The following is a 26,370-nucleotide window of genomic DNA, read 5'->3' on the forward strand; positions in this document are numbered from 1 at the left end:
GAGGAAACATATGAAAAAAAGTTGTAGCATAGTCATACCAACCAAGGACAAATTATCTAGACTAGCATTGACACTTAAATGTTTGGAGCCTCAAGTGACAGAAGATGTTCAAGTAATAGTTGTATTTGATGGATGTAAAGAGGAAACAATAGAAGGTTTTTCAAATCTCAATTTATCTTATGAGATAGATCCGATTATCAGCGAAAAAAATGTAGGTCGAGCAGCAGCGAGGAACTTAGGAATTGCTGAGGCTATAGGTGATGTTATTATATTTCTAGATGACGACCGACTTACAGAACGTGATTTTATTAATAAGCATCTATCGTATCATGAAGAAGAGCCTTGTGTTGTTTTAGGGGAAAGAATGGACCTTAAATATAGCGAAGAAGCTATTTTAGATTTGGCAGGAGAAGAGACAATCGAGAAGACATTAAGTGAGATTCAAAAAGGAGCACATAAGGAATTTTACTATAATATTAAAAAATGGTTTCTACGAAAGCCTAGACATGCGCTAAGATATATTGCTTTTATCACAGGAAATGTATCAATCGATACTTGCCTTATTAAACAGCTGGGAGGATTTGATGAGTCGTTTAAAGGCTGGGGCTATGAAGATACAGACTTAGGATATAGATTAGCCAAAGAGAATGTTAAATACATAGCTGATTACTCTATTATTTGTTATCACATGTTACATAGCCATGTACGAGGGCAAAAAAGTAATGAGGAACTTAAGAACCTCGATTACTTTAAAGCTAAATTTCCTAGAGACAAGACGCTACAAAAAGTTATTGGACTATATACTATAAAAGCAAGTTTGCGATTATAAGTAGGAGAAAGGAGTTTAGAATGGATCAAATAAAAGCAAGTGTTATTATTCCGACTCTGAATAAACTTTCTAGACTAAGATTAGTGCTTAAATCCTTAGAGCCGCAAATAACAGATGATATAGAAGTTATTATTGTGTTTGATGGATGTGATAAGGAAGTGATAAGTGCATTTCATGAACTAGAGTTTGCTTTTAAACCTATTGAGGTCATTTGTGAAATTAATATAGGTAGAGCAAGCGCAAGAAATAGAGGTATTGAAGTAGCTAAAGGGGAAATTATTATATTTTTAGATGATGATCGTATTACTGCACCTAATTACATCAAAAGTCATATAAGGCACCATGAAGTAGGCCATGTAGCTGTATTAGGTAAACGTAAAGAACTCTATTTAGCTGATAAGGAGATAGAGAATTATTATAATGACTTTGAGGCCTGTATAGGAAGATGTGAAGCTGAAGGTGACAACGATCAAGGCTATAGCATCTTTCCTCTGATAGCTCAGTTTGTTCCTTGGATTAATTTTTTTACTGGGAATGTATCAGTAAAAAAAGCAGATTTACTAAAGGCAGGGTGTTTCGATGAAGCCTTTAAACAATGGGGCCATGAAGATATGGATTTGGGAATCCGCATGGCATACAACAAGGTAAAAATCATGAGATGTGAGGATGCAGTTAATTATCATATGATGCATCCCAGCAATTTTGCTGATAAGAGGCAAGCTTCTATTAATAATATGAAATACCTAATGAAGAAACATAGAAAAAAGATAGATGTTCAAATGATCTTTACAGCAATTATGATTAAGCAAAAGTTATTCGGTATTTATGTACCCAAAAATCAACAAAACAAATATAAATTAAGAGGTGAAGAATAATGAATTTTTTAAAGAAATATTTATGGCTTATTAGTTTATGTATTGGTGGCTTTGGAACCTTATTCATTTGGTTTTGTCTTCCTAGGCAATCTCAAATAGATGAGTGGTGGTGGTTAGTAGTCAAATTTGCTGTGTTTGCTTTTGCAATAATAGGTATAAGTTTCTTCCCGAATAAATTACGAGCAAGTCATTTGCTATGCTGTTTGCCTTTTATTCCTTTCCTATGTTACATCATTCCTAGATTAAGCTTTAGTGGGATTTTTGGAACAATAGAAGATCCGGTTAAACAAGGAGAATTTTATACAGTACTGTATTTGCTATGTTATCCACTCATTATGATGTCTATAGCTTTTGCACATCGTATGGGAGGCGGAAAGCCAGGACAATCTATAAAGATTTGTTTAATAGGTATTACACTCATTTTCTCAGGTCTATTAGATTTGTGTTTTAATACGGCTAATGGACGCCCTCTAGCTGAATCATTAGATTATGCATACCATATTATTATTATTTTTGGTAGATCATTAACCTGGAAAGAAGGCTTTATATTTGCACTATGTCATATTCCATTAATTGTTTTATTTATTTGGTTACCATTAGATAAATGGTTTGAAAAGATAGGTTTAACTGAGAAGCGTACAGAGGAGAAGAATGAGTGGAGTATGTAGAGGTATTTGATTTTGATGGTACCATCTATAATGGGGATGCAACATTAGATTTTTATTTCTTTTGCTTAATGAGGCATCCACGGCTCATGAAATATGTACCAAGGCAGACGCTATCCGGGATTAAGTATTATTTAAAAAAAGAAGACATAGTTTATTTTAAATCTCAATTCTTATGTTTCTTAAAGGAAATTAATTTAAAAGAGGAAACAGAGATATTTTGGATTAGCTACTATAGAAAAATAAAGCATTGGTATAACATAAGAGAGAAGAATAGAGATATAATTATATCAGCTTCGCCAAGGTTTTTACTGGAACCTATATGTAAGGATTTAAAAGTAAAAGGGCTTATTGCTTCTGAAGTAAATGAAAAAACAGGAGAGCTAATAGGTCTTAATTGCAAAGGAGAAGAAAAGGTAAGACGATTTAAAGAGAGGTTTGGATATATGCCAATTAAGACGTTTTACTCCGATTCTTTATCAGATACGCCTATGGCAAGATTGGCGCAGCAAAGCTATCTAGTAAGAAAAGAAGAGATTAGACCTTGGAGATAAGATATTATAAAAAGCGGGCCCCACGTACTTATTTCAGTACGTGGGGTCCCTTTTGGTTATCTCTAATAAATAGAAATTTGTCGGTGACTTTACTGGCTATTTGGGCGGAACTGAGAGAGGGTGACTACCTGCCGTGGTTCCACTCCGCATTTTCAGTAGGCACTAAGCTCACTTTTTTGGATGAACGCCCACAAACTCGCTATGCTCAAACACGTGGGCTAAGCCCCATCCAAAACGTTCGCTAAGTGCCTACTAAAAATACTCCGAAGTCACCCCGTCAGGCAGCCACCCTCTCTCAGTTCTACCAGCAATAACGCGTAAAGCCACTCTCCTGCAGTGTTTTCAAGAAAAAAGAAAAATAGAAAAGAAAAATTGCTATCAAGTCTTTTCTGCACTTCTCGTTTAGGGTATTGAACGTTTAGGAGGTCAATAATGCTTATAAGGCCTCTAGCTTCCCTCTTTAGCTAGTTCTTGGTAAAAACAGACTTATGAGAAGCTTAATGCGTTATGTGTTTTTTAACTGTCGTTATGCCTTCTTTCCCTACAGTATCACTGTCCTAGAAGTTTATGATGTCAATAACGTTTGTGAAAATGAGGGGGAGGGCTGCCTGGAAGAGTGACTTGGGAGAATTTTTTAGAGGCACTTGGTGAATGTTTTGGATGGGTTTTAGCACGAGTGTCTGACCAGCGGGAGTTTTCGTGCGTTCATCCAAATAAGTGAGCCTAGTGCCTCTAAAAATTTGAACCGGAACTCTGGAAGGCAGCCCTCCCCCTCATTTTCTCACAGACGTAATTCTCATAAACGCCAAGGCAAATTTCTATTTGTTAAATCCTTGCCTAATATATTTTTTGATATAGTCATCATAGTAACCAACTAAAAGTGTTAATGCATAGTCAAAAATTAAAAAGGCAGGTTGGAGAAGTAGATAGATGAGTATAGAACTAGAAGTTGAATTAAGCCCCAAGGAAGCTAGGCGAGATAAAAGTTTAGCAAAAATAGCTTGTAAATCTATACCTAGTATTGCTTTGATTAAAAAGAAGGTTATCAAAAAGGCAATATTAAAAAATACTAGCTTAAGTACAATCTCTATAAAAGGCTTATTCATACGTTCAATGAAGCCTTTTATAATACCATAAATGCCAAAGAAAAGAATATAGAGAAAGCTAATATTAGGAGGCGCAAAAAGCAAGCTTCCAATGCTGGAGCAAACATATACAAGTATAGCAGTTTTAACGCCTTTTTCCATTAGTGCAATGGGAGGAATAAAGGAAAGAAGTGCTAAAAGGGTTAGGGTATTAGTAGGAATCAATCTTGTTAGATAAAGTAAAATAAGACTTATAGCCGTTAAAATACCACCAAAGGCAATAGAACTTGCTTTCATTAACGCTTCCTCCTCTTCGTTTGGTCTTTGCAGTTACAGTTATGGGTTACCTTAGTATACTTATCCATCATACCAAGAGAAATGATATTATGAAGAATGGCTTCATTTCTTTGAAGTGGCAATTTTTCTAAATGTTCTTTTACTGAAGAACCACAATTAAGTAAGGTAAAGCTGACACGGTCTTTGATTTTAGGGAAAAGTTCCTCAAAGCTTAAGTTTTCTTTATTATAGAGAAAGTCTAAAGGATTAAATTTATTTTTTTCCATATCCTTTTTTAGATCATCAACAGCATCGATAATATAAATCCATTTCCCTAGGCAATAGCCAAAATGAAAGAGGTGCTCACGGGTAGTGGCATTATCCTCCACAATTTCAAAAGGATAATCTTTAAAAATATGAGCTACGATCAAACTAAAAGGATCGGCAATCTCATCTATAGAAGAAAAACTTTTAGTTTCCTCTAACAAAGTAAGCTTGTTTAAATTGGTTTCGATGATGCTATAAATGTCATCCATAGAAGTAGGGAATTTATTTTTATAGGGTTTTAAGATAGTAGCTAACGTCTTACTTTTTAAACTGTGATCATCATGTTCATCATCTAAAAGTTTAAAATAAACCAATGCAACATTCATAGCAGCAGCATAGAAAAGAGGCTGGTTATCAAGTAAAACCGGCTTCTTTTTAATAGGATTAGTCATACAAACTTTAGGAGTAGGAAAGGTTTCTTTAGGACTTAAGCTATCTAAAAGCAGAGCCAAAAATGTCATATCATAGTTTAAAATCATTCGAGGCAGATTTCCAAAATGCTTTTTAATATGAAAGCATAAGCCGCAGTAGTAGCTTTTAAACTCTTCGTATTCTCTGATTTTAAGTTCATCTTTTAGTGGAGTGACATAACCAAACATAGTAAACTCCTTTTAAATACAACTAATTAAGTCGCCGCCCATACATTCACAGCAAGTATCGAGGCAGATTAAATCACAGCAGTCAAATTGGCAACAACAATCATCAAGGCAACAGCAGCAATCATTATGTCTGCGTCTTGGTCTATGATAATAATCATCACTATAAGGGTGATGACGGCTCATCAGAGCAGCTTTTGTTTCTGCATAAAGTGTTTCGTTTGGAGCAAGACTAATAGCTGTTTCTAAATGAGAAAGAGCAGAGTCAAACCAAGATTTTTTTAGGGCAATAAGACTGTATAAATAATGCCATTTAGCAGTTTTTTCAGTGAATGTATTAAGGTAACTTTCAGCAACCGAAAGGTTGTTAGCTGAGATAAGTGTTTGAATTTCTTCAAAGGTATGCAATGTGTATCACTCCTTTAATCGATTTATATATTACTAGTATAACAAAAGTAAGAGAAAATGATAGACTTTGTTTGTATGAAAAAAAGAATAGACCAACCATGTTATCATTTAAATATAACCATAAAAATAAAAGCCAAGGAAGCTTGCGGTGATATGTCTGCAGACTCCTTAGGCTTTATTTTTTATATGAAGTAATGTTTTTTATAAATGAGATAGTAAAATCTTAAGACCCATACCAATGAGAATCAGTCCACCAGCAAGTTCAGCTTTTGACTTGTACTTGCTACCGAATACGTTTCCTATTTTTACACCCAGAATAGATAAAGCAAAAGTGACAATACCGATGAAGGACACAGCAGGAATAATATTAACATTAAGAAAAGCAAAGGTTACACCTACTGCAAGGGCATCAATACTTGTGGCAATAGCTAAGACCGACATGGTTTTAAAGCTTAAAGAGACATCTTCTTCAGCTTCATCATCTTCTTTAGATAAAGCTTCTCTAATCATATTAATGCCGATGAAACCAAGAAGAAAAAAGGCAATCCAGTGATCAAAGGCAGTGATTTTATCTTCAAATCGAGTGCCTAAGCAATAACCGATGAGGGGCATTACAGCCTGAAAGATACCAAAGTAGAGTCCAATAATAATGGCATTTTTAAAGGACATTTTTTTCATGGATAAGCCTTTTGAGATAGCTACAGCAAACGCATCCATGGATAAACCTACTGCTAAAATAAATAATTCAAGTAAATTCATGATAAGCTCCTTTTACGCAATTCAATATTCATATAGTGTATGTGTTATAAAAATGATTCATACGTGTGAGGCCAATTGGCATGAGATTGAATTTTAACATTATTCTTTTTAAGAAGCAAGGTGATTATGCAAAAAATTATTTGATGAAGGTGCTAAATATTTAATGAAGTAGTTAAATAATTAAAAGAAAGTATAAAAATTTGAAAGAGTGGAAAGTAAGTATATAATATAAAAATAAACAAGGACCTATTAGAGAGGTGAGAGAATGTACAAGATACTCATTGTTGAGGATGACAAGGTGATTAGTGAAGAAGTAGCAAAACATTTGATGAAATGGGGGTATGAGGTTCATCAAACAAAAGATTTTACCCAGGTGACGGAGGAATTTATGGCTATAGAGCCTCACCTAGTGTTGATGGATATAGGTTTACCTTTTTTTAATGGATACTACTGGTGTACAGAGATAAGAAAAAAATCTAAGGTCCCCATTATCTTTTTGTCGTCTGCTAGTGATAGTATGAATATTGTTATGGCCATGAATATGGGGGCAGATGATTTTATAACGAAGCCATTTGAACTAGAAGTACTTGCAGCTAAACTACAAGCTATGCTTAGAAGAACCTATGATTTTATAGAAGAATGTACAGAGATAGAGCATAAAGGCGCTATTTTAAGTTTATCAGATGCCACACTTGTTGTAGGAAGTCATAAAATTAAACTAACAAAAAATGAATTTTTAATGCTTCAAATTTTATTTGAAAATAAGGGGAAGGTTGTATCTCGGGAAGAGATTATGAAAAAGCTTTGGGATACAGATTATTTCATAGATGATAATACTTTAACTGTGAATATGGGGAGAGTACGTAAAAAATTAGAAGAAGCAGGTTTAGTAGATTTTATTACCACTAAAAAGGGAATGGGATATATTTTGGAGAATGAATAATGAAGACGAAGAATGAAGACGAAGAATGAAAGATAGAAGATAAAAGATAGAAGATAAAAAATAAAAGATAAGAGATAAGAAATAAGAGATAAGAGATAAGAGATAAGAGATAAAACATAAAAAACAAAAAACAAAATATGACGAGTAAACAGTGAACGATCAAGCATATAAAATAAAGAATAAAAATTAAAAGGGAAGAGATAGGGAAGGAGAAGAGCTTAGATGGAGAAAAAGAGTGTGGGAGCCTTAGCTTTCTTATGGTTAAAGGACCATAGGAAGAGTATAGTTCTTTATTTAGTACTGATGTTTCTTTACTGCGTAGTAGCAGCTTTATCTAAGATTCCTATGGGGCCTATTATATATAGTACCTATGTATTTGGATTTATAGGTATAGTTATTTGCTTGTGGGATTATCAAAAATACGTTAAAAAATATCATACTTTATTAAATGTCTATGAAAATAGAGGGATTTCATTAGAACAGCTACCTATGTCAAAGAATCTTATTGAGGAAACGTATCAAGAGATTTTAAAGGCGCTTTATGATAATCAACAAGCAGCAAAAATGCAATTAGGTGAGCAAAAGACTGAGATGTCAGACTACTATACCTTGTGGGCACATCAGATTAAAACACCTATTGCAGCTATGAAGCTTTTACTGGAACAAAAGGAAGAACAAAATGGTTATATGTTAGAAACAGAGCTTTTTAAAATAGAACAATATGTGGAAATGGTGCTGCAGTATTTAAGGCTAGAGAGTATTTCATCAGATTTGGTCCTAAAACCCTATTCCCTTCAAGATATCGTAAGACAAGCCGTGAAGAAGTATGCTATGAGTTTTATTGGGAAGAAGCTAACACTTCAGTTAGAGCCTTTTGAGGAAACCGTATTAACAGATGAGAAGTGGATTAGTTTTGTAATCGAGCAAATTTTATCAAATAGCTTAAAGTATACACAAACAGGAAGTATTACTATTTCAGTAGAAGATACGGAAGAAGAAACAAAACTTATGATTAAGGATACTGGTATTGGCATTAGTCCAGAAGACTTGCCTAGAATCTGCGATAGAGGTTTTACAGGGTATAACGGTAGAATGGATAAGAAGTCAACGGGTATAGGCTTATACCTTTGCAAGCAGGTGACAACTAGACTTTCACATCACTTAGAAATAACCTCAGTGGTTGGAAAGGGAACAATAGTTACTTTGGGCTTTCGTAAAAATAAAAAAATATAGAACCTACAAAAATGTCATGTTTGAAAAAGAAATATAAGCCTTTAGGATAAAAATGATTTATCACTTGCTTGTGATATGATTCACCTCTATTAATTATATATCTCACAGAGTTTCTTTGCACTTGTTACTAAAGGTTGCCAAATGGGTATGCTTCATCTACAACTGCTCAAGTCCCCTATTTTGCATAATCTTGATTTGTTTCTAAATATCTAAGGATTATGACCATCTTTATTATACTTATAGTAATCAAAGAATAGGTAAGTCCCCACCATATGAATACATTAAAAATCAGGAAAAAAGGTTCTACATTTCCCGTTAATAAAAATCAATTTTTGCTTACCGGCATTTAATATAACAATGCTTCCAATTGGTAATAATTTTTCCATTTTCACTCCTCCATCACTTTATATGAACTCTACCATTTCCTAAATCACGTCATTTTACAACTAGTGCGTCTAGCACAGGTTGTAGTATACCTTATTATTTTTCTTTTTTTCGTACCAAAAATATTTTTAGACGTCTGAATAGCCGTTTTATAACATTATAAAGGTAAGTGCCTAATAATCTGGCGGATTGATTAAGGTTTTCATACTATCCATAATTATAGTAATGAAAGACAGCCAGCGATTTACTTAAGAGCTATTCTATTTTTTTTAGTGGTTTTTGAATCTGTTCGTATTCTTAGTAAAACCTGTAGTAGAAAAAATGATAGAATCAAAGTTTTCTCAGTAGAGGGTGAAGGATAACAAGTATCTTTATAATACTATAAAATGGTTACTCAGACATCTAAAAGTGTATTTGGTATTGAAAATAATGAATGACAAAAAAATGTATTATATTAGATATGTAAAGTTAGTATAATTAGGATATTTAAAATGTGGAGGAAGGAGAGAAAGGGTGAAGTTTCTAATTAACATTGAAAATACAAAAGAAATGTTGAATACTATGGATGAGATTGCATTAGTGATGCAAAGCTGTAAAGAAGGTATAGATAATATTAATTTAGGAAATGATGACACGTTCGTAGACTTAAGACAAATGCTTCAAAAAGAGAGCAATAATGTGGAGCTTGAAATAAGTAACTTATTTGTGTTGCAAGGAGCTTTACAACAAAGTATAGAGCTGTATTTACAAACAGAAAATAAGCTCATTAATGGTAATGAACAGAAACAAGAGTCAGATACTATTACGAATATTGTAGGGGGGATTTCGTCTAATTTAAAACAGGATTTTATTTTTAGTGCCATTCAATCAAGTGGTGGCTTAGTTTCACGATTTGGAGGGCTTATTAATGTAGGGACAGCCATAGCAAAAAATGGGGGAGAAAATGGGTTTGTTATAGTTAATCCTAATGTCTTGAATACTACTTCAAAGATGATTAAGGCTGGAAATTGGATGTCAACAGGTGCAAAATATGGCTTGCCTGTGTTAGGAGGCATTCTAGATTTTACTTCACAGGTTAAGCAAGGGGAAGATACAACTCATGCTGTAGTGAAGTCTACAGTACATACTGTGAATGGGGTATTGATAGGTATGGCAATTGGGTCTGTTATTCCAGGAGCGGGTACAGTAGTTGGAGCTGTGGCAGGATTAGTAATAGGAACGGTAGTTACTTATGCAGTTAATGCAGGGTTTGATTATGTTTATGATAACTACATTAAAGAGGCTGTCACAGATGTTGTTTCAAATGTAGCCAATGGAATAGGAGATGCAGTTGATGGCATTTTTAATAGTTTAGGCACAGTATTTGGTTAAAGAAAATATTGAGTAATTAACGATAAGGAGAATAAAATGGAACAGATATTACCAATTGGAAGTATTGTAAGGTTAAATAATGGTAATCAGAAGTTAATGATTATTAATCGTGCACCACTATATAATAATGAAGGAAGTATAGGATATTTCGAATATTCAGGATGCCTTTATCCTAATGGGCAAACTAATCAAAATGTGTTTTTCTTTAATGAAGAAAATATTGCTGAAGTTTTATTTATGGGATATAGTGATGAGGATGAAGAAAAGTTCTGCACCATGTTTAAAGAGGAAATAGATAAAGGTAATTACCCAAGACTAAAGTTACAAATAGAGGGAAGATAAGATTATGGATATGAAGAGACATAGGTACATATATATGGGTCTATATAATAGTAAAAGAGTATTTTATAGTGAAGCAAAAGAAGAACTTTATGTGGGGAAAAATACTTATAATGGCTCTTTTGGGCAGGCATCTATTTTTGCGGTAGTTAGTATCATTTTATATGTTATTGGTAGGGGAATTGTATTAAAATCTTTGAACTTCCCAATAATGTTATATGTTATAATATCTGCCATAATTGGAGTAGTGTTAGCAATCATATGTTCAAAGCGAGTAGATAATGTCAATGAAGAGTTTTTCTCTAATTGTGAGCCTTTTTTAGTGTCGGATAAAAGTGATTGGGAGAAGTTACTGAAGCAAGCTAGAAATGTTACAGTAGGATATATTTATTTAAGAGTTATTCTACTTTTTTTAGTGGTTTTTGAACCTATTCTTATTCAAAAGGTAAACGATCCCATACTTTTTATAACCTATTTCATCATATGGTTTGCCTTTACCTATATGTTGATTCAATTTAACTTAAGCAAGAGAATAAGGGTTGTTAGTAAATTGAAGAAAGATATTAAAGAATGATATGACTGGAGTTTATTAATGATCTTTACAAGAATCAATGCAAGGTGCATATGTAATTAGGGAGACAGCAAGTAGAAATGATAGATTATTATACTTTTTAAGTACATCAAACCCAAATGCCTATTGCGGCTATGAAGCTTTTACTATATTCCATTCTCCGATAGGATGAAGGTTACAAAAATGTCATGTTTGAAAAAAGAAATGTAAGCCAAAGAAATGGCAGAGCATTTCTTTTTTTTCTATACTAAAAGAGTAAGTGAGATATCATAATACTTACTATTACAACCATTACATGAGCATAGTATGACTGCATCTAAGCACTTCTAATGATTAGCAGCGCAGCTATAATAACTTTTGAAGTGAGAGCTCAGTAATCATTAATCAAGTAAGAAGGGGAGAGACAACCATGTCATTGTTAGAAGTTAAAAATTTAAATAAAGTATATACTACTAGGTTTGGAGGCACACAGGTTCAGGCTTTAGATAATGTAAGCTTTTCTGTAGAAAAAGGTGAATATGTAGCCATTATGGGTGAATCAGGTTCAGGGAAGACGACTTTACTCAATTTACTTGCATCTTTAGATGCACCTACTAGAGGTGAGATTTTATTAGAGGGCAAATCCTTTGCTACCATTAAGCCTAGTGCTAGATGTGCTTTTCGTAGAGATCATTTAGGTTTTGTATTTCAAGACTTTAATTTATTAGATACTTTTTCAATTAAAGATAATATTATACTGCCTCTTGTCTTGCAGGGGGAAAAGTATGAAGTAATGGGAGAGAGGCTGGAAGCATTAGCTAAACAGTTAAGGATTGAAGAAATCCTCCCTAAGTTTCCTTATGAAGTTTCAGGAGGACAAAAACAAAGAGCAGCAGTTGCTAGAGCTCTCATTACACAGCCTAAAATTATTTTGGCAGATGAGCCTACAGGAGCACTGGATTCTAAAGCTTCTAATCAGCTTTTAGACTTGTTTGGTGAGATTAATAAAGAAGGACAAACTATTGTTATGGTGACACATAGCACTAGAGCTGCAAGCCATGCAAGTCGTGTACTTTTTATTAAGGATGGGAATCTCTTTAATCAGATTTATAGAGGAGAAATGAACGATAAGGAAATGTATAGGCACATTTCGAATACTTTAACAGTTTTACAAGCAGGAGGCGGTGACAATGAATAAAGCTGTCCTTTTACCAAAGCTAAGCCTTAATGGTATTAAGAAGAATAGTTCGGTTTATGTACCTTACATGCTGATTACTACTTTTTCAGTCTTTGTATTTTTTATTTTTAGTGCCATCTGTGATAATAAAATACTGTATGATTTACCTTATGCAGGCTATGTAATGGTTCTGATGCAAATTGGCCGTGTGCTTCTAGGGATTATTTTAGCACCTATTCTTTTTTCTACTCATGAATTTCTAGTGAAACAAAGGAAAAATGAACTGGGGCTTTATAACGTATTAGGTTTAGATCAAAAGTATATAGGTGTCATTATGTGCCTTGAAAGTATATTTATTTATCTAGTAACCACAGGTCTAGGTATACTGGTAGCAACTGTTTTTTCTAAACTGATTTATTTACTCCTTTTAAATGTTTCAGGACTTCCGGTAGATACTGAGTTTGTGGGTAGTTTCAAAAGCTATGAGTACACCATTGTTTATTTTGGTGTGATTAGTTTAGTTAACTTAGGAGTTAGCTTATGGCAAGTCTTTATTACTAAACCTATCGAACTTCTTAAGAGCAATAAAAAAGGAGAAAAAGAAGTAAGGTTTTTAGGCTTTAGGGCAGTTATGGGATTCCTTATTTTGGCCACAGGATATTATATAGCACTGATTACAGAGTTAGATAGTATGATATTTGTCAACTTTTTCTTAGCAGTAATGCTGGTTATTTGGGGGACCAGATCTATTTTTAAAACAGGTACCATTGCTATTTTAAGATGGATGAAAAGCAAACCTAACATTTATTATAAAAAGAAGAATTTTGTTACCATATCAGGCATGCTTTACCGTATGAAAAGAAATGCACAAGGCCTAGCAAATATTTGTATTTTTAGTACCATGATTATTATTACTTTAATTTGTACGTTAACGGTTTTAACAGGAGAAGAAGGAGCTGTACGTTTTAATTATCCTATGGACGCCGAGTATCATTTTAATGTAGATGAGTTTGATACATTAGAAAAGCAAGAAGCTTTTAAGGCAAAGGTGGAAGAAATAGCCAAAGCTGCTTCTTCAAAAATAACAGATTATAAAGAGTTTACGTTTCAAAAGGTAAAAGGTTATAAGCAAGATAATGCTTTTCTTAATGTGGATTTACATGGTGGAAGTAGGGAAGATACTTTTGCACTGCGTTTTATGACCCTATCAGATTATAACCGTATAGAAAATAAACAAGAAACTTTAGCAGAGAATGAAGTTCTCATTTTTAGCAAAAGTGAAGATTTTGCTAGTAATGAAGTGATTTTGGAGGATGAGACCTTTAAAGTAAAAGAAGAACTTAAGTCATTTACCATTGAAGCCAAAGAAGAAAGAAATATGGTGGATGAAACTTACTATATTATTTTAAAGGATAAGGAATCAATAGACACTCTAGCAGCTAAGTTTAGCGCATCACCAAAAGAAGATGAATTATACAATATTCATTTTAATATAGAAGCGGCAGAAGTGAATAAGGATTTATTGATTGAAAATCTAAATACCTATATAGATACAGCTTATGGACATCGTTCATCAGGTTATGTAGGACAATGGAGAAAAGAAACAAGGTCTATGAATGGTGGTTTCATTTTCTTAGGGATTTTCTTTGGTATTGTTTTCAGTGTTTGCCTTGTGCAAATGATGTATTATAAACAAATATCAGAGGGCTTTGAGGATAAAAAGAGTTTTGAAATTTTGCAGCAAGTAGGGATGAGTGATGAGGAGGTAAAAGCAACAATTAAAAGGCAAATTCTCATTGTATTCTTCTTACCTCTTATTTTTGCTATTATTCATATGGCTTTTGGCTTACAAGTCGTGAAAAATTTATTAGGTGTACTCAACTTATACAATGATGCATTAATTTATGCGTGCAGTGGTGTAGTCATTGTTGCATTTACCCTACTTTATGTAATTAGTTATCTGTTTACAGCGAAAGCTTATTATAAAATTGTAAAACGTATGAATTAAAAAGACATATTGTATAACTAAAAACATATGCTATAATCATATTATCAAAGGCGATATATCAGGAGATATATTGCCTTTTTTTGGTATATAGGCTATCCGTAATTCATATATATTTTTCATATTGTATATTTTATAGATATATCAATTGATGAAAGTAAAAACTAGCTTCTAATTTATACAGAGGCTAGTCTTACTGAAAGAAAAGACAATGGGAGTAGGGGATGAACAACATGATACTAAAAGAGAACGAATGGAATACGATGAATAACATTTTATTAGATATGTACGAAATAAGGGATATTAATGAACTAACTGATAGATTGTTAAAGACGTTTCGCATGTTGATACCCTATACGCAAGGTTATTATCTTATTTTTAATAAGGAAGGGAAAATAGATGTTAAGCAATCTAGTTTTATCTTTAGCGATGATAATAGTGTAGATGAATACCTTAAGCACTACTATCATGTGGACTACCTGAAATATGTATCTGACTTTACCAAAAAGACAGTAACTTATAGAGATACAGACATACTAGATGAAGATATAAGAAAGAAAACAGAGTTTTATAGGGATTTCTTAAGGCCTAAAAATATTCCCTATGGCTGTGGCATTATTTTATTAAAAGAAGAAAAAATAATAGGCATTATTAATCTGTTTAGAAGCAGTGAGTTGGGAGATTTTTCAGATAAAGATTTATATATCCTAGATACTTTAAAGCTTCACCTTAGGAATATTCAATATCATTTATGCGCTAAGGAGATAGAAGGAAAGGAAAGTAAACTAGATTCAGTCTGCAAGCAATATGATCTTTCAGAGCGAGAAGGAGAGGTTGTGCAATTGGTTAATGACGGGTGCTCTAATAGCGAGATTGGTGAAAAGCTGTCTATTAGCATTTCTACGGTAAAGAAGCATTTTTATAATATTTATAATAAGACTGGTGTTAAAAATCGAACGCAGCTTTTGGTATTATTAAAGTAAACTAAAATGGATAGAAATAGAACTTAAGTAGTAGAGAGATAACTTAAGTTCTATTTTTTTCGTTTAAAATCATGCTGAAGGCTAATTGAGAAGACGAAGAGAAGGGACTAAGATATTAATTAATAAAGGAATACAAGAAAACAAGATGCAAGGGCGCATTTATTTTTATAAAGCGCCCTTGCATTTTTTATTTGTAACTATTTAGTCAGGGCAAAGTGTAGAGTGAAAGATACTTGGATGCAAAAGACTGAACAGTTATGAGTTAATTAATTATTAATGTAAGGATGAAAGGTGGTAAGTGCTATGAAAAAGATTTGGAGTAAGACATTAAAACCAGGAGAAAAATGGTCAGGCAATATTGGAAGAGGTAAATACATTCACTTTAAAGCATTAGGAAAAGATGCCAATGTATCTTTATTACTTTATAACATGAGGGATACTTCAGAACGTTACAATATGCCAGATACTTTGAAGGCTCAGTATACTGCCCACTTAACAAAAGGAAATGTACTTATGAGCGATAATGGTAGAGTTTTTGCTAGTATCGTAGAAGATAGCCTGGGATGGCATGATACGATTTCAGGCTATACAACAAGAATGATGACAGATGAAAAGTATGGAAAGACCACTTATCAAGATTTAAGAAATGATTGGCTTAGAAGTGGAGAAGAAAACTTTGCAGTAGAGCTAGTCAGAAATAATATGGGGCCTAGAGATTTAGTACCATGTGTCAATCTTTTCTCAAAGGTTTATGTAGAAGAAGATGGCAGCATGCATTATGAAGCAGGTCACTGCACCGAAGGCGCTACTGTTACCTTAAGAACAGAGATGGATATGATTATTATTCTTTCAAATACACCTAATCCACTTAATCCAAGTGAGACTTATCCAAGTGTTCCAGTTACTGTTGAAGTTTATGATGCGCCACCTGTAGATTTAACGGATGAATGTGTGAATCATAGACCAGAAAACTATAGAGCATTTGAAAACACTTGGGATTACTATAACTTACTTGGCCTATAAATGAGATAACAAATGATGGTGGAGAAAAAAGCCTGTTAGGTGAATGAAAAATAGGAGGGAATGAATATGTACGGATTTATTAAAAAAGAAAGTGACTTAAAAATAGAAGATGCTATTTATGATGAGGTAGTAGATGCAGGTGATGGTTGGATGCATGAGCTTCTTCCAGGGCAAACTTTTCGTATTTTAGATATGGAAGGTAATCAAGCAGTGGATACAACCTTTTATGATATGACGAATCCAGAAGATCATTATGGAGCAGTAACAACCATTGTCATGCAACAAAACATTTATTTAACGACAGGGAGCATTCTTAGAACGGAATCAGGAAAACCCCTACTTGAGATCACAGCCGATCTTACAGGGCGCCATGATACCTTAGGTGGTGCGTGTTCTTCTCAAAGTAATACGGTGAGATATGCTAGAGAAAAAATTGACATGCATAACTGCAGAGATAGCTTTATGCTTCAACTAGCAAAAAGCGATAGTGGTATTCAAAAGCGTGATTTAGCACCTAATATTAACTTCTTTATGAACGTACCGGTTACCAAAGAAGGTGGATTAAAATTTGATGATGGTGTATCTGCGCCAGGTAAATATGTAGAGATGAAAGCATTAGAACATACCATGGTACTCATTAGTAACTGTCCACAGCTTAACAATCCATGTAATGCATACAATCCTACACCTGTAAGATTACTTATTTGGGATACAAAATAAATGTGAAGGAGGGGAAGTGTCTATGTTTAAAAAAGTTTTGATTGCTAACCGAGGAGCTATTGCTGTAAGGATAGAGAGAACATTAAAGAAAATGGGAATTTCAAGCGTAGCTGTTTATTCTAAGGCTGACCAAGATAGCCTTCATGTAGAATATGCAGATGAAGCTATTTTGCTAGGAGAAGGCACAGCTAAAGAAACCTATCTGGACATGGATAAAATTTTAAGCATTGCCGTAGAGACTAAAGCAGAAGCAATCCATCCGGGCTATGGTTTCTTAAGTGAAAATACAGAGTTTGCAAGAGCCTGTGAAGAAAAAGGCATTAAATTTATTGGACCTACCCCTGAGCAGATTGAGTTATTTGGACTCAAGCATTCTGCTAGAGCCCTTGCAAAAAAAGCAGGTGTACCTTTACTTCCAGGAACAGAGCTTTTAAGCAGCGTAGAGGAAGCGGTTAAAGAAGCTAAAAAGATTGGCTATCCTATTATTTTAAAAAGTACAGCTGGTGGTGGTGGTATTGGTATGCGCATTTGCTATTCCTTTAAAGAGCTAAAAGAAGCTTATGAAGGCGTATGTTATTTAGCAGCAGCTAACTTTAATAATGCAGGTGTTTTCTTAGAAAAATATATTGAAAAATCAAGACACGTGGAAGTACAAATCTTTGGTAATGCCTATGGTGAAGCTGTAGCACTTGGCGAACGTGATTGCTCTGTACAAAGAAGAAATCAAAAAGTAGTAGAAGAAAGTCCAGCTCCAAACTTACCAGAAAAAGTGAGGGCAGCAATGTATAAAGCAGCCGAGGATTTAGCTAAAGAAGCATCCTATCAAAGTGCAGGAACCGTGGAATTTTTATACGATGAGGCAGAAGAAAAATTCTATTTTCTCGAAGTGAATACAAGGCTTCAAGTAGAGCATGGGATTACAGAAGAGGTACTTGGCTTAGACCTTGTTTCTTGGATGATTAAAGAAGCAGCTGGTGAGCTTAAAGGTATGAAAGAACAGCTTAAAAAACCAGATGGTCATGCTATTGAAGTACGTGTCTATGCAGAAGATTGTTTAAATGGTTTTAGACCAAGTTCAGGAAAGATAGACGAAGTTTATTTTGACCCTATTTGTAGAGTGGAAAGCTGGATTAGAAAAGGCATTGAAGTTACTTCTTTATATGACCCAATGCTTGCTAAGTTAATTGTACATGGTAAAGACAGAGCAGATGCCATTTGGAAAATGAATCAAGTATTAAAAAATTCTAGAGTATATGGTATTACTACGAACCTTCAGTACTTAAAAGCACTTTTAAAAACAGAAGGTTATGAGAAAGGCTTACTTTTCACAGGCATGCTAAAAGAATTCTTACCTAGTGAAAAAGCAATAGAAGTACTTGATGGAGGGGTGCAAACCACTGTTCAAGATTATCCAGGTATGATTGGTTATTGGTCAGTAGGCGTTCCACCTTGTGGGCCTATGGATAGTTACAACTTCCGCTTAGGCAATAGTTTATTAGGTAATGCTGAAGGTGACACGGGGTTGGAGCTTACTTTAAGAGGAGGTAGCTATAAATTTAGAGCAGCCATAAGCTTTTGTATTACCGGAGCCGATATGCAGCCAACCTTAGATGGTGTACCTATTGGGATGTATCAAGTCATTCATGCCATGCCTAATCAAATTCTTAAGTTTAAAGACTGTAAAGTAGGGATGAGAACCTATTTACTTGTAGCCGGTGGTTTTGATATGCCAAAGATTATGGGCAGTAGCTCTACTTTTATAGATGGTAAATTTGGTGGACATGGCGGAAGGACTTTAAGAACAGGGGATGTGCTAAGGGTTACAGAGAATTGTTTAATCGATTCTATAGAATCTGTGCCTGATAAGTATAAACCCATCCTTACAAATGAATGGACAATTGGTGTAATTCCAGGACCGCAGCCAACAGAGGAATATTTAAAACCAGAGTATCTAGAGACGCTGACTAACTCAGAATATGAAGTCAACTTTAATAGCGCCAGAACAGGTATCCGATTAAATGGTCCTATTCCAGAATGGGTACGTGAAGATGGGGGAGAAGCAGGGCTTCATCCATCCAATATTCATGACAATGCTTATGCCATAGGAACTCTTGACCTTACAGGTGATCAGCCTATTTTACTTGGACCTGATGGACCAAGCCTTGGAGGCTTTGTATGTGCTGTAACAACAGCTAAAGGTGAGCTTTGGAAAATAGGACAGCTTCATCCAGGAGATAAGGTTCGTTTCCAACTTCTTTCTCTAGAAGAAGCAGAACTGATTAGAAAAACAGAAGATGCCAATATTAAGTTTAGAAACGCTATTCCTAAATTACCTAAGCCTAATAAAAAGCTGACACCACAGTACGCTATATTAGCTAGAGGGTTCGCAGCAGATACAGCTATTATGATTCGTTTAGCTGGAGAAGAAAACATACTTGTAGAATACGGAAAAATGGAGCTTAATATAGAACTTCGTTTTAGAGTACATATTTTAATGCAAGAACTAGAAAAGGTAGGACTTCCTATTATTGATTTAACACCAGGTATTCGCTCACTTCAAATTCACTTTGATCCAGATAAGATTGCCATTAAAGACTTAGTAGATAAGGTAATAAAAATTAATGAGGCTCTTCCACCCTTAACAGATGTTACTGTGCCTTCTAGAATTATTAAATTACCTCTTTCATGGGATGATCCGCAAACTAAAATTGCTGCTGAGCGTTATCAGCAAACAGTAAGGCCTAATGCACCTTGGTGTCCAAGTAATCCAGAGTTTATAAGAAGAATTAATGGTTTAGACAGCATAGAGGATGTAAGTCGTATTGTCTTTGAAGCCAATTATTTAGTATTGGGACTTGGGGATGTCTACCTAGGAGCACCAGTAGCTACGCCAGTTGATCCAAGACATAGGATGGTTACTACTAAATATAATCCTGCAAGACCATGGACCCCAGAAAATGCCGTAGGTATTGGTGGTGCTTACCTTTGCGTTTATGGTATGGAAGGCCCTGGTGGCTATCAATTTGTAGGAAGAACCGTACAAATGTGGAACGCTCTTAGAGAAACAGATAACTTTAAAAAAGGAAAACCTTGGTTACTTAATTTCTTTGATCAACTTAAGTTTTATCCCGTATCAGCAGAAGAAATATTACAATACAGAGAAGATTTCTTAAGAGGAAAATTCAAAGTAGAAATAGAAGAAACTACTTTTAACCTTGGAGAGTACAAAAAATTCTTAGAGGAGATTAAAGAAAGTAGTAAGGCATTTAAAGATCATCAAGAAGCTTCCTTTGAAGCAGAAAGGCAGCGCTGGAAAGAACAAGGCTTAGATGAATTTGTTTCTGAGCATCATGAAGCAACAGCTATTGTGGAAGAGGACCTTACAGAAGGCTGTGAAGCAGTAAGAACGAATATTCCAGGAAGCGTATGGAAAGTGCTTGTACAAGAAGGAGAAGAGGTAAAAGAGGGACAGGAGCTTATGATTCTTGAAAGTATGAAAATGGAATTCCCTATTACTTCAGAGTTTACAGGCCAGGCTCAAAAGCTTTATCTAAGTCCTGGTGATCAAGTAAGTGCAGGCCAGTTAGCTGTATCAATTAAAGTAAAGGAGTAGTGAGATGAATTATTTTCCTTTAAAACTAACAATAACTTGGATAAAAGAAAGCTATAAAAATGAGGAATTAACGCCTTTAGCATTAGCAGAAGAAATCGTTAAAAGAGCAGAGGCTAATAAGGGAAAAAATATTTGGATTGTGCCACCTTCACTTGCTATGATGAAAGACTATATTGAGGCATTAGAAGATAAGAAGCAAAGCGACTATCCACTATGGGGTATCCCTTTTGCCATTAAAGACAATATTGATTTAGCAGGTGTTCAAACAACAGCAGCTTGTGAGTCTTATGGTTATCTTCCAAAAGAAAGCGCTACTGTAGTACAAAAGCTAATTGATGCAGGAGCAATTCCGGTAGGTAAAACTAACTTAGATCAGTTTGCAACAGGCCTTGTAGGGACTAGAAGTCCTTATGGAGAAGTACATAATGCATTAAATCCAGAGCTTATTAGTGGAGGCTCTAGCTCAGGCTCAGCAGTAGCAGTAGCCTTAGGGATGGCAGCTTTTTCACTGGGAACAGACACAGCAGGTTCAGGAAGAGTGCCAGCAGCCCTTAATGGTTTAGTAGGTTATAAGCCTTCACTAGGAGCATGGTCAACTAAAGGTGTTGTACCTGCTTGTGCTAGCCTAGATTGCATTAATGTATTTGCCAATTCTCTTGAAGATGCAGAACTAGTTAATGGAGTAGCTAGAGGCTTTGACGAAGCATGTGCATGGTCTAGAGTATACGACATGCCTTTTAAACAGCTACCTAAAAAAATATGCCTAGCTAAAAATGGTGTTAGCTTTTATGGTCCCTTTAAAGCAGTTTATGAAAAAAAATGGGAAGAAGCAGTCAGTAGAATTAAAGATTTAGGCATAACAGTTGAGTACATTGACTACACCATGTTCCAAAAAGCAGCATCTATTTTATACGATGGACCATGGGTAGCAGAAAGATGGAAAGATCTTGGAGAATTTGTAGACAGCCACTTAGAAGCAATCTTCCCAGTTACTAAGACCATACTCAAATCTGGTAGTAAACCAGAGCATACAGCAGAAAGCTTATTTAGTGCCATTCATGAATTACAGGACTATCGTATGAAAACTAAAAGGTTACTTAAAGATGCGGTTTTAATAATGCCAACAGCAGGTGGTACGTTTACTAGAGAAGAGGTAAGAAATAATCCAATTGCAACCAATAGCCAGATGGGGCTTTACACTAATCATTGTAATCTCCTGGATCTTTGTGCTATTTCAATCCCAACTAAGATGAAAGAGACAAATTTACCATTTGGTATTACCATTTTTGGCTTAGCAGATTCAGAAGGTCTGATACTAGGTGCAGCAAAAACTTTCCTAGAAGCAGAGCCAATGAAAGTAGCAGTTTGTGGTTTACACAAAAAAGGCTATCCATTAGAAAGTCAGCTAGTAGAATTAGGAGCGCATTATTTAGAAAGCACACAGACTGCTGCTTTTTATAAGCTCTACTCACTAGATACAAGACCAATCAAACCAGGAATGTGCCATGTGGGTGAGGGAGGAAAAGCTATTGAAGTAGATTTATATGATATTCCTATTGCTAAATTTGGGGCTTTCATGCAAAACGTTAGTGAACCTTTAACCATGGGAACCGTCACTCTAAAAGACAATGAAAAGGTAGTTGGTTTTCTTTGTGAAGACTATGCCACCAGGACTGCAAAGGATATTACCGAAAAAGGAAAATTTACACTTACTAAGTGAGTGATGCGATAGAGGTTAACTGAAACAACAATAAGTAAGTCAAATAATAGGAAGGGTGAATGAGACTATGAAAATGATTAAAGCAATTGTTAGACCGGAAAAGGTAGAAGACGTATTAGATGCCTTAATGCAAAAAGGCTACTTAGCTGCAACAAGAATGAATGTGCTAGGAAGAGGTAAACAAAAAGGCTTAAAGGTAGGAGATACCTACTATGATGAGATTCCAAAAGAGATGATTATGATTGTGGTAGAAGATCAAGATGAAGCTAAAGTAGAAAAAATCATAGCAGATGCAGCAAGAACACCAAATGGCGGAACCTATGGAGATGGTAAGATTTTTGTAATGGAAGTAGAGAAGGCCGTTACAATCAGTAGTGGAAAAGAAGAGCTATAGGAGGTAAGGCAAATGAAAGAAGTCATGATTATTTTACGTCCTAAAATGTACTTTAAAACGAAAAAAGCATTGGTTGAAGCCGGCTTTCATTCAATGACTGTTAAAGAGATTATCGGAAGGGGTAAAAAACCAATTCAATATGACATGGACCAGGAGAATGGACCAATTAAGCATCGTTTAGTGGCTAAGAGGCTTATCGAGATGTATGTAAGAGATTCAGACGTTGATTTTCTTATAGAAACAGTTGTTAAGATCAACCAAACCAATCATGCAGGAGACGGCAAGATTTTTGTACTACCAGTTAAAGAAGCTATCCGCATTAGAACCAATGAAAAAGGCAACGAAGCTGTTATCTAATGCTAGGCAACTGATAAAGTGGATAATAAGTGATTTCAAAGGGAGGATTTATCCTTTTAAAGCTATCATTTATTCCTATTTATTCGCATTTATTTTTAGCTTCTTTACTACAATCATACGCTTATTTGGACTAAACAGAAATGGTATAAACAGAAATAGTATAAAGAGAAACAATCTGAATAGAAACAGTTTAATAGATTACATTACTTTTATCCCAAGGCCATGGTGATATATAAAAATCAGTAAGCTAAACATTTAGTTGCTAGAGAAAAAAGTATAATTTATTTCTATATAAAATGCATTGGTAAAAGAGAGGTAGGGAAGGGAATAACGAAAAGTCATTTACAAGAATAAGGAGGACAAATTTATGAGAAGAAAATTAATGAGTTTAATAGCAGCAATAACAATAATGGGGACGATGTTTACTATGACAGGATGTAATAATCTAGGTCAAGCAACTAGTAATGACGCAAGTAGTACATCAGATGCTTCAGAGACTTCTAGTGCTGGACAAAAGGGAACTAAAGAAAATCCATTTATTCTAGGTGTAAGTCCTATGTCAGGTTGGTATGGCTGGTATGGCATAGAAGGAACAGGCATTTTTGAAAAGAATGGGGTATCTGTAGAAATTAAATATTTCCCAGTATATAGTGATTCACTTACAGCTTTCTATTCTAATCAAGTAGATGGTATTTGCATTGCCGCTTCTGATGCAGTAGCGCCACTTAATGAAGGTGTTGATTTTAAAATTGTTCTAGTAAATGATAACTCTTCTGGCGCAGATGGCCTTGTTGTTCATGATGGCATTAGTAGTGTTCAAGATTTAAAAGATAAAACAGTTGCCACAGAGATTGGTACCTTAGAGCATATGTTCTTCCTAAAAATTCTAGAAGACAATGGCATGACTATTAATGATGTTAACTTTACCAATATGACTATTAATGATGCAGGTCCAGCTTTTATAGCAGGTAGCATTGATGCAGCAGTATTATGGGAACCAACCTTATCCATGGCAGTTAATGCAGGTGGTAAAGTCATCTATAGTACAGCTAGTGAACCAGGTTTAATTCCAGATACTTTAGCTGTTAGACAAGATATTATTGATAACAATAGTGATGTGGTTCAAAAAGTCGTTCAATCTTGGTTCGACGGTGAAAAATTGTTAGATAATAGAGATGATGCTTTTATTGAAGCAACTATTAAAGGTGCTGAGCTTGAAAAAGAAGATTATTTAGTGATGTTAGATGGGATAACACTTTTTGATAAAGTCATGAATGAAGAAACTTTTAAAGAAGGAAATGACTATACTTCTCTTCCTTATACTTTACAAAAATCAGCTGAATTCTTACAAGCAACAGAAATGATTGATAAAATACCGGAGGATGTAACATCTATTTTAGATGATACTTTTATTAAGGGGGCAAAATAATGATTAAAATTAAAATCAGAAAAGATATTGGTAAAAGTAAATACACCACTTTTGCTATTGCTTCTTTTATATTTGTTATTGCCCTATGGAGTATATTAAGTTATTCAGGCTTGGTAGGATCTATTTTTCTACCAACGCCTACAAAGGTTATTGACTATATTATTTCTTCAATAGCAGATGGGTCCTTGTGGGCTAACATGGGCATTAGTGTTTATCGTATTACACTAGGTTTTATATTTGCTGTTATCCTAGGTGTTCCTTTGGGAATATTAGCAGGAACCTTTAAAAAAGCAGAGGCTATTGTTAGACCCTTATCAGAATTCATACGTTATATGCCGGTTCCAGCTTTTGTACCACTTATTATGGTATGGATTGGGATAGGCGAATCAGCAAAAATTGCCATCATCTTTATTGGGACATTTTTTCAATTAGTATTAATGATAGCAGATGATGTTAAGTCTGTACCAGAGGACCTTATTAATGCAAGTTATACACTGGGAGCAAATACGAATAAGACGATCTTTACGATTCTAATCCCAGCAATGCTACCAAGAATGATGGAAACACTTCGTATGATGATAGGATGGGCTTGGACTTACTTAGTGAGTGCAGAACTAGTTGCCGCTAATAGTGGTCTTGGTTATACCATTCTAAAATCACAGCGTTTTATAAAAACAGATGCTATTTTTGGAGGCATTATTGTCATTGGACTGTTAGGTCTTATTACAGACCGTCTATTTGCTTATATTAATAAAAAATTATTCCATTGGGCATAAGGAGGTAGAAGAATGGGTTTATTTCAATTATCAAAGAAAAAAATACTTCCGCAGCAAAATAGCCAAATAGAGGCAAACTTAGCAAATAGTAAAATATACGTGAAAGACGTTAACAAGACTTATCATTCTATTAAAGGTGATGTTGTGGCCATGCAGAATGTTAGTATTAACGTATTGGAAAATGAATTCATCTCAATTGTTGGTCCATCTGGATGTGGCAAATCTACACTTTTACGTATGATAGGTGGACTTGATGAGGCAACTTCAGGAAGAATAGTCATTAAAGATAGAGATATTATAGGACCAGGTGCAGATCGAGGTATGGTTTTTCAAGCCTATACTTTATTCCCATGGATGACAGTGAGTGACAACATTAAATATGGACTAAAGCTAAAAAAGATGCCATTAGAAGAACAAGAAAAAATCGTTGATAAATACTTAAAGATCATTAAACTAGAAAAGTTTAAAAATAGTTATCCCAAGGAACTTTCAGGAGGTATGAAACAAAGGGTAGCTATTGCAAGGGCTTTGGCGAATAGCCCAGATGTTTTGTTAATGGATGAACCTTTTAGTGCATTAGACCCTCAAACAAAAGCTGATATGCAGCTTTTAATGCGCCAAATCTGGCAAGTGGAAAAACCAACAGTTATTTTTGTAACCCATGACATTGAAGAAGCAGTTTTTCTCTCCACTAAAATCTTTGTCATGACCTCAAGGCCAGGAACCATAAAAAAAGAAGTACCGGTATTCTTGCCGTATGAAAGAAATCTAGATTTAAAAGACACACAACAATTCATTACAATTAGAAAAGAAGTCAATGGATTAATTGAACATACTGATATCTAGAAATATAAGAATATTTATGACCATACAGATAGCTAAAAATATAAGAATATCTAGGAACATACAGATATCTGGGGCTATAAGAATATCTAGGATCAAACGAAGATCTGTAAATATACGAATACCTAGGACAAAA

At 34.6% G+C, this 26,370-nt stretch carries 25 protein-coding genes; 21 read left to right on the forward strand and 4 right to left on the reverse strand.

Annotated elements, in window-relative coordinates; genetic code table 11:
* The first annotated feature begins 10 nt into the window (after nucleotides 1–10).
* The 4 genes from EKH84_RS05275 to EKH84_RS05290 are packed head-to-tail and all read left to right on the forward strand — an operon-like array spanning nucleotide 11 to nucleotide 2,923.
* The gene (locus tag EKH84_RS05275; RefSeq protein ID WP_013655443.1) at nucleotides 11–829 is read left to right on the forward strand and encodes a glycosyltransferase family 2 protein; all 819 of its coding nucleotides are present in this window, start codon (nucleotides 11–13) and stop codon (nucleotides 827–829) included.
* 20 nt (nucleotides 830–849) lie between these two features.
* Nucleotides 850–1,704: a glycosyltransferase family 2 protein gene (locus EKH84_RS05280; protein WP_127065462.1), complete on the forward strand. Its 855-nt coding sequence runs from the start codon at nucleotides 850–852 to the stop codon at nucleotides 1,702–1,704.
* Nucleotides 1,704–2,372, forward strand: coding sequence for a hypothetical protein (locus tag EKH84_RS05285; RefSeq protein ID WP_127065463.1), 669 nt, complete (start codon nucleotides 1,704–1,706; stop codon nucleotides 2,370–2,372). Before EKH84_RS05280 ends, EKH84_RS05285 begins: the two co-directional genes overlap by 1 nt.
* A complete protein-coding gene (locus EKH84_RS05290; RefSeq protein WP_127065464.1) occupies nucleotides 2,360–2,923 on the forward strand; it encodes an HAD-IB family phosphatase in 564 nt (187 codons plus the stop codon). Before EKH84_RS05285 ends, EKH84_RS05290 begins: the two co-directional genes overlap by 13 nt.
* An 818-nt stretch (nucleotides 2,924–3,741) precedes the next feature.
* Here the strand turns inward: EKH84_RS05290 and EKH84_RS05295 are convergent.
* The 4 genes from EKH84_RS05295 to EKH84_RS05310 form a co-directional block, all read right to left on the reverse strand.
* On the reverse strand, nucleotides 3,742–4,305 hold the full coding sequence (locus EKH84_RS05295; protein ID WP_127065465.1) for a hypothetical protein: 564 nt from the start codon (nucleotides 4,303–4,305) through the stop codon (nucleotides 3,742–3,744).
* A complete protein-coding gene (locus EKH84_RS05300; protein ID WP_127065466.1) occupies nucleotides 4,305–5,210 on the reverse strand; it encodes a DUF5685 family protein in 906 nt (301 codons plus the stop codon). Before EKH84_RS05300 ends, EKH84_RS05295 begins: the two co-directional genes overlap by 1 nt.
* A gap of 12 nt (nucleotides 5,211–5,222) precedes the next feature.
* On the reverse strand, nucleotides 5,223–5,615 hold the full coding sequence (locus EKH84_RS05305) for a molecular chaperone DnaJ (RefSeq protein WP_127065467.1): 393 nt from the start codon (nucleotides 5,613–5,615) through the stop codon (nucleotides 5,223–5,225).
* A gap of 201 nt (nucleotides 5,616–5,816) precedes the next feature.
* Nucleotides 5,817–6,374, reverse strand: a complete 558-nt coding sequence (locus EKH84_RS05310; protein ID WP_127065468.1) for a manganese efflux pump MntP — start codon at nucleotides 6,372–6,374, stop codon at nucleotides 5,817–5,819.
* A 265-nt stretch (nucleotides 6,375–6,639) separates the two neighbouring features.
* Between EKH84_RS05310 and EKH84_RS05315 the strand changes: the two genes are divergently transcribed.
* The 17 genes from EKH84_RS05315 to EKH84_RS05395 all read left to right on the forward strand — a co-directional run bounded on the left by EKH84_RS05315 (nucleotide 6,640) and on the right by EKH84_RS05395 (nucleotide 26,237).
* A complete protein-coding gene (locus EKH84_RS05315) occupies nucleotides 6,640–7,317 on the forward strand; it encodes a response regulator transcription factor (protein ID WP_013655454.1) in 678 nt (225 codons plus the stop codon).
* Nucleotides 7,318–7,539: 222 nt separating this feature from the next.
* Nucleotides 7,540–8,550 (forward strand): sensor histidine kinase, encoded by a 1,011-nt coding sequence (locus EKH84_RS05320; protein ID WP_127065469.1) that lies wholly within the window; start codon nucleotides 7,540–7,542, stop codon nucleotides 8,548–8,550.
* Between the two features lie 897 nt (nucleotides 8,551–9,447).
* Entirely contained in the window at nucleotides 9,448–10,305 is an 858-nt protein-coding gene (locus tag EKH84_RS22325; protein ID WP_207669758.1) for a hypothetical protein, read from the forward strand.
* A 36-nt stretch (nucleotides 10,306–10,341) separates the two neighbouring features.
* Nucleotides 10,342–10,647: a DUF4176 domain-containing protein gene (locus tag EKH84_RS05330; protein ID WP_127065470.1), complete on the forward strand. Its 306-nt coding sequence runs from the start codon at nucleotides 10,342–10,344 to the stop codon at nucleotides 10,645–10,647.
* A 4-nt stretch (nucleotides 10,648–10,651) separates the two neighbouring features.
* A complete protein-coding gene (locus EKH84_RS05335; RefSeq protein WP_127065471.1) occupies nucleotides 10,652–11,218 on the forward strand; it encodes a hypothetical protein in 567 nt (188 codons plus the stop codon).
* Nucleotides 11,219–11,624: 406 nt separating this feature from the next.
* Nucleotides 11,625–12,392 carry an ABC transporter ATP-binding protein gene (locus tag EKH84_RS05340; protein WP_127065472.1) on the forward strand — a complete coding sequence of 256 codons (768 nt, stop codon included), beginning with the start codon at nucleotides 11,625–11,627 and terminating at the stop codon, nucleotides 12,390–12,392.
* Nucleotides 12,385–14,379, forward strand: coding sequence for an FtsX-like permease family protein (locus EKH84_RS05345; protein WP_127065473.1), 1,995 nt, complete (start codon nucleotides 12,385–12,387; stop codon nucleotides 14,377–14,379). Before EKH84_RS05340 ends, EKH84_RS05345 begins: the two co-directional genes overlap by 8 nt.
* A 230-nt stretch (nucleotides 14,380–14,609) precedes the next feature.
* On the forward strand, nucleotides 14,610–15,359 hold the full coding sequence (locus tag EKH84_RS05350) for a response regulator transcription factor (protein ID WP_190283494.1): 750 nt from the start codon (nucleotides 14,610–14,612) through the stop codon (nucleotides 15,357–15,359).
* A 303-nt stretch (nucleotides 15,360–15,662) separates the two neighbouring features.
* Nucleotides 15,663–16,382 (forward strand): urea amidolyase associated protein UAAP1, encoded by a 720-nt coding sequence (locus EKH84_RS05355; protein ID WP_013655472.1) that lies wholly within the window; start codon nucleotides 15,663–15,665, stop codon nucleotides 16,380–16,382.
* A 66-nt stretch (nucleotides 16,383–16,448) separates the two neighbouring features.
* Nucleotides 16,449–17,102, forward strand: coding sequence for an urea amidolyase associated protein UAAP2 (locus EKH84_RS05360; protein ID WP_127065475.1), 654 nt, complete (start codon nucleotides 16,449–16,451; stop codon nucleotides 17,100–17,102).
* A 22-nt stretch (nucleotides 17,103–17,124) separates the two neighbouring features.
* Nucleotides 17,125–20,715, forward strand: coding sequence for an urea carboxylase (gene uca / locus EKH84_RS05365; RefSeq protein ID WP_127065476.1), 3,591 nt, complete (start codon nucleotides 17,125–17,127; stop codon nucleotides 20,713–20,715).
* 4 nt (nucleotides 20,716–20,719) lie between these two features.
* Complete coding sequence (locus EKH84_RS05370) at nucleotides 20,720–22,435, forward strand: allophanate hydrolase (RefSeq protein WP_127065477.1); 1,716 nt, start codon at nucleotides 20,720–20,722, stop codon at nucleotides 22,433–22,435.
* Between the two features lie 67 nt (nucleotides 22,436–22,502).
* Entirely contained in the window at nucleotides 22,503–22,829 is a 327-nt protein-coding gene (locus EKH84_RS05375; protein ID WP_013655476.1) for a P-II family nitrogen regulator, read from the forward strand.
* 12 nt (nucleotides 22,830–22,841) lie between these two features.
* Nucleotides 22,842–23,186, forward strand: coding sequence for a P-II family nitrogen regulator (locus EKH84_RS05380; protein ID WP_127065478.1), 345 nt, complete (start codon nucleotides 22,842–22,844; stop codon nucleotides 23,184–23,186).
* A gap of 367 nt (nucleotides 23,187–23,553) precedes the next feature.
* Nucleotides 23,554–24,615, forward strand: a complete 1,062-nt coding sequence (locus EKH84_RS05385) for an ABC transporter substrate-binding protein (protein WP_127065479.1) — start codon at nucleotides 23,554–23,556, stop codon at nucleotides 24,613–24,615.
* Nucleotides 24,615–25,391 (forward strand): ABC transporter permease, encoded by a 777-nt coding sequence (locus EKH84_RS05390; RefSeq protein ID WP_127065480.1) that lies wholly within the window; start codon nucleotides 24,615–24,617, stop codon nucleotides 25,389–25,391. The genes EKH84_RS05385 and EKH84_RS05390 overlap by 1 nt, the downstream gene beginning before the upstream one ends.
* Before the next feature lie 12 nt (nucleotides 25,392–25,403).
* The gene (locus EKH84_RS05395) at nucleotides 25,404–26,237 is read left to right on the forward strand and encodes an ABC transporter ATP-binding protein (RefSeq protein ID WP_127065481.1); all 834 of its coding nucleotides are present in this window, start codon (nucleotides 25,404–25,406) and stop codon (nucleotides 26,235–26,237) included.
* Nucleotides 26,238–26,370: the final 133 nt, after the last annotated feature.

The sequence above is a fragment of the Cellulosilyticum sp. WCF-2 genome (assembly GCF_003990395.1).
GTDB classification, from domain to species: domain Bacteria; phylum Bacillota; class Clostridia; order Lachnospirales; family Cellulosilyticaceae; genus Cellulosilyticum; species Cellulosilyticum lentocellum.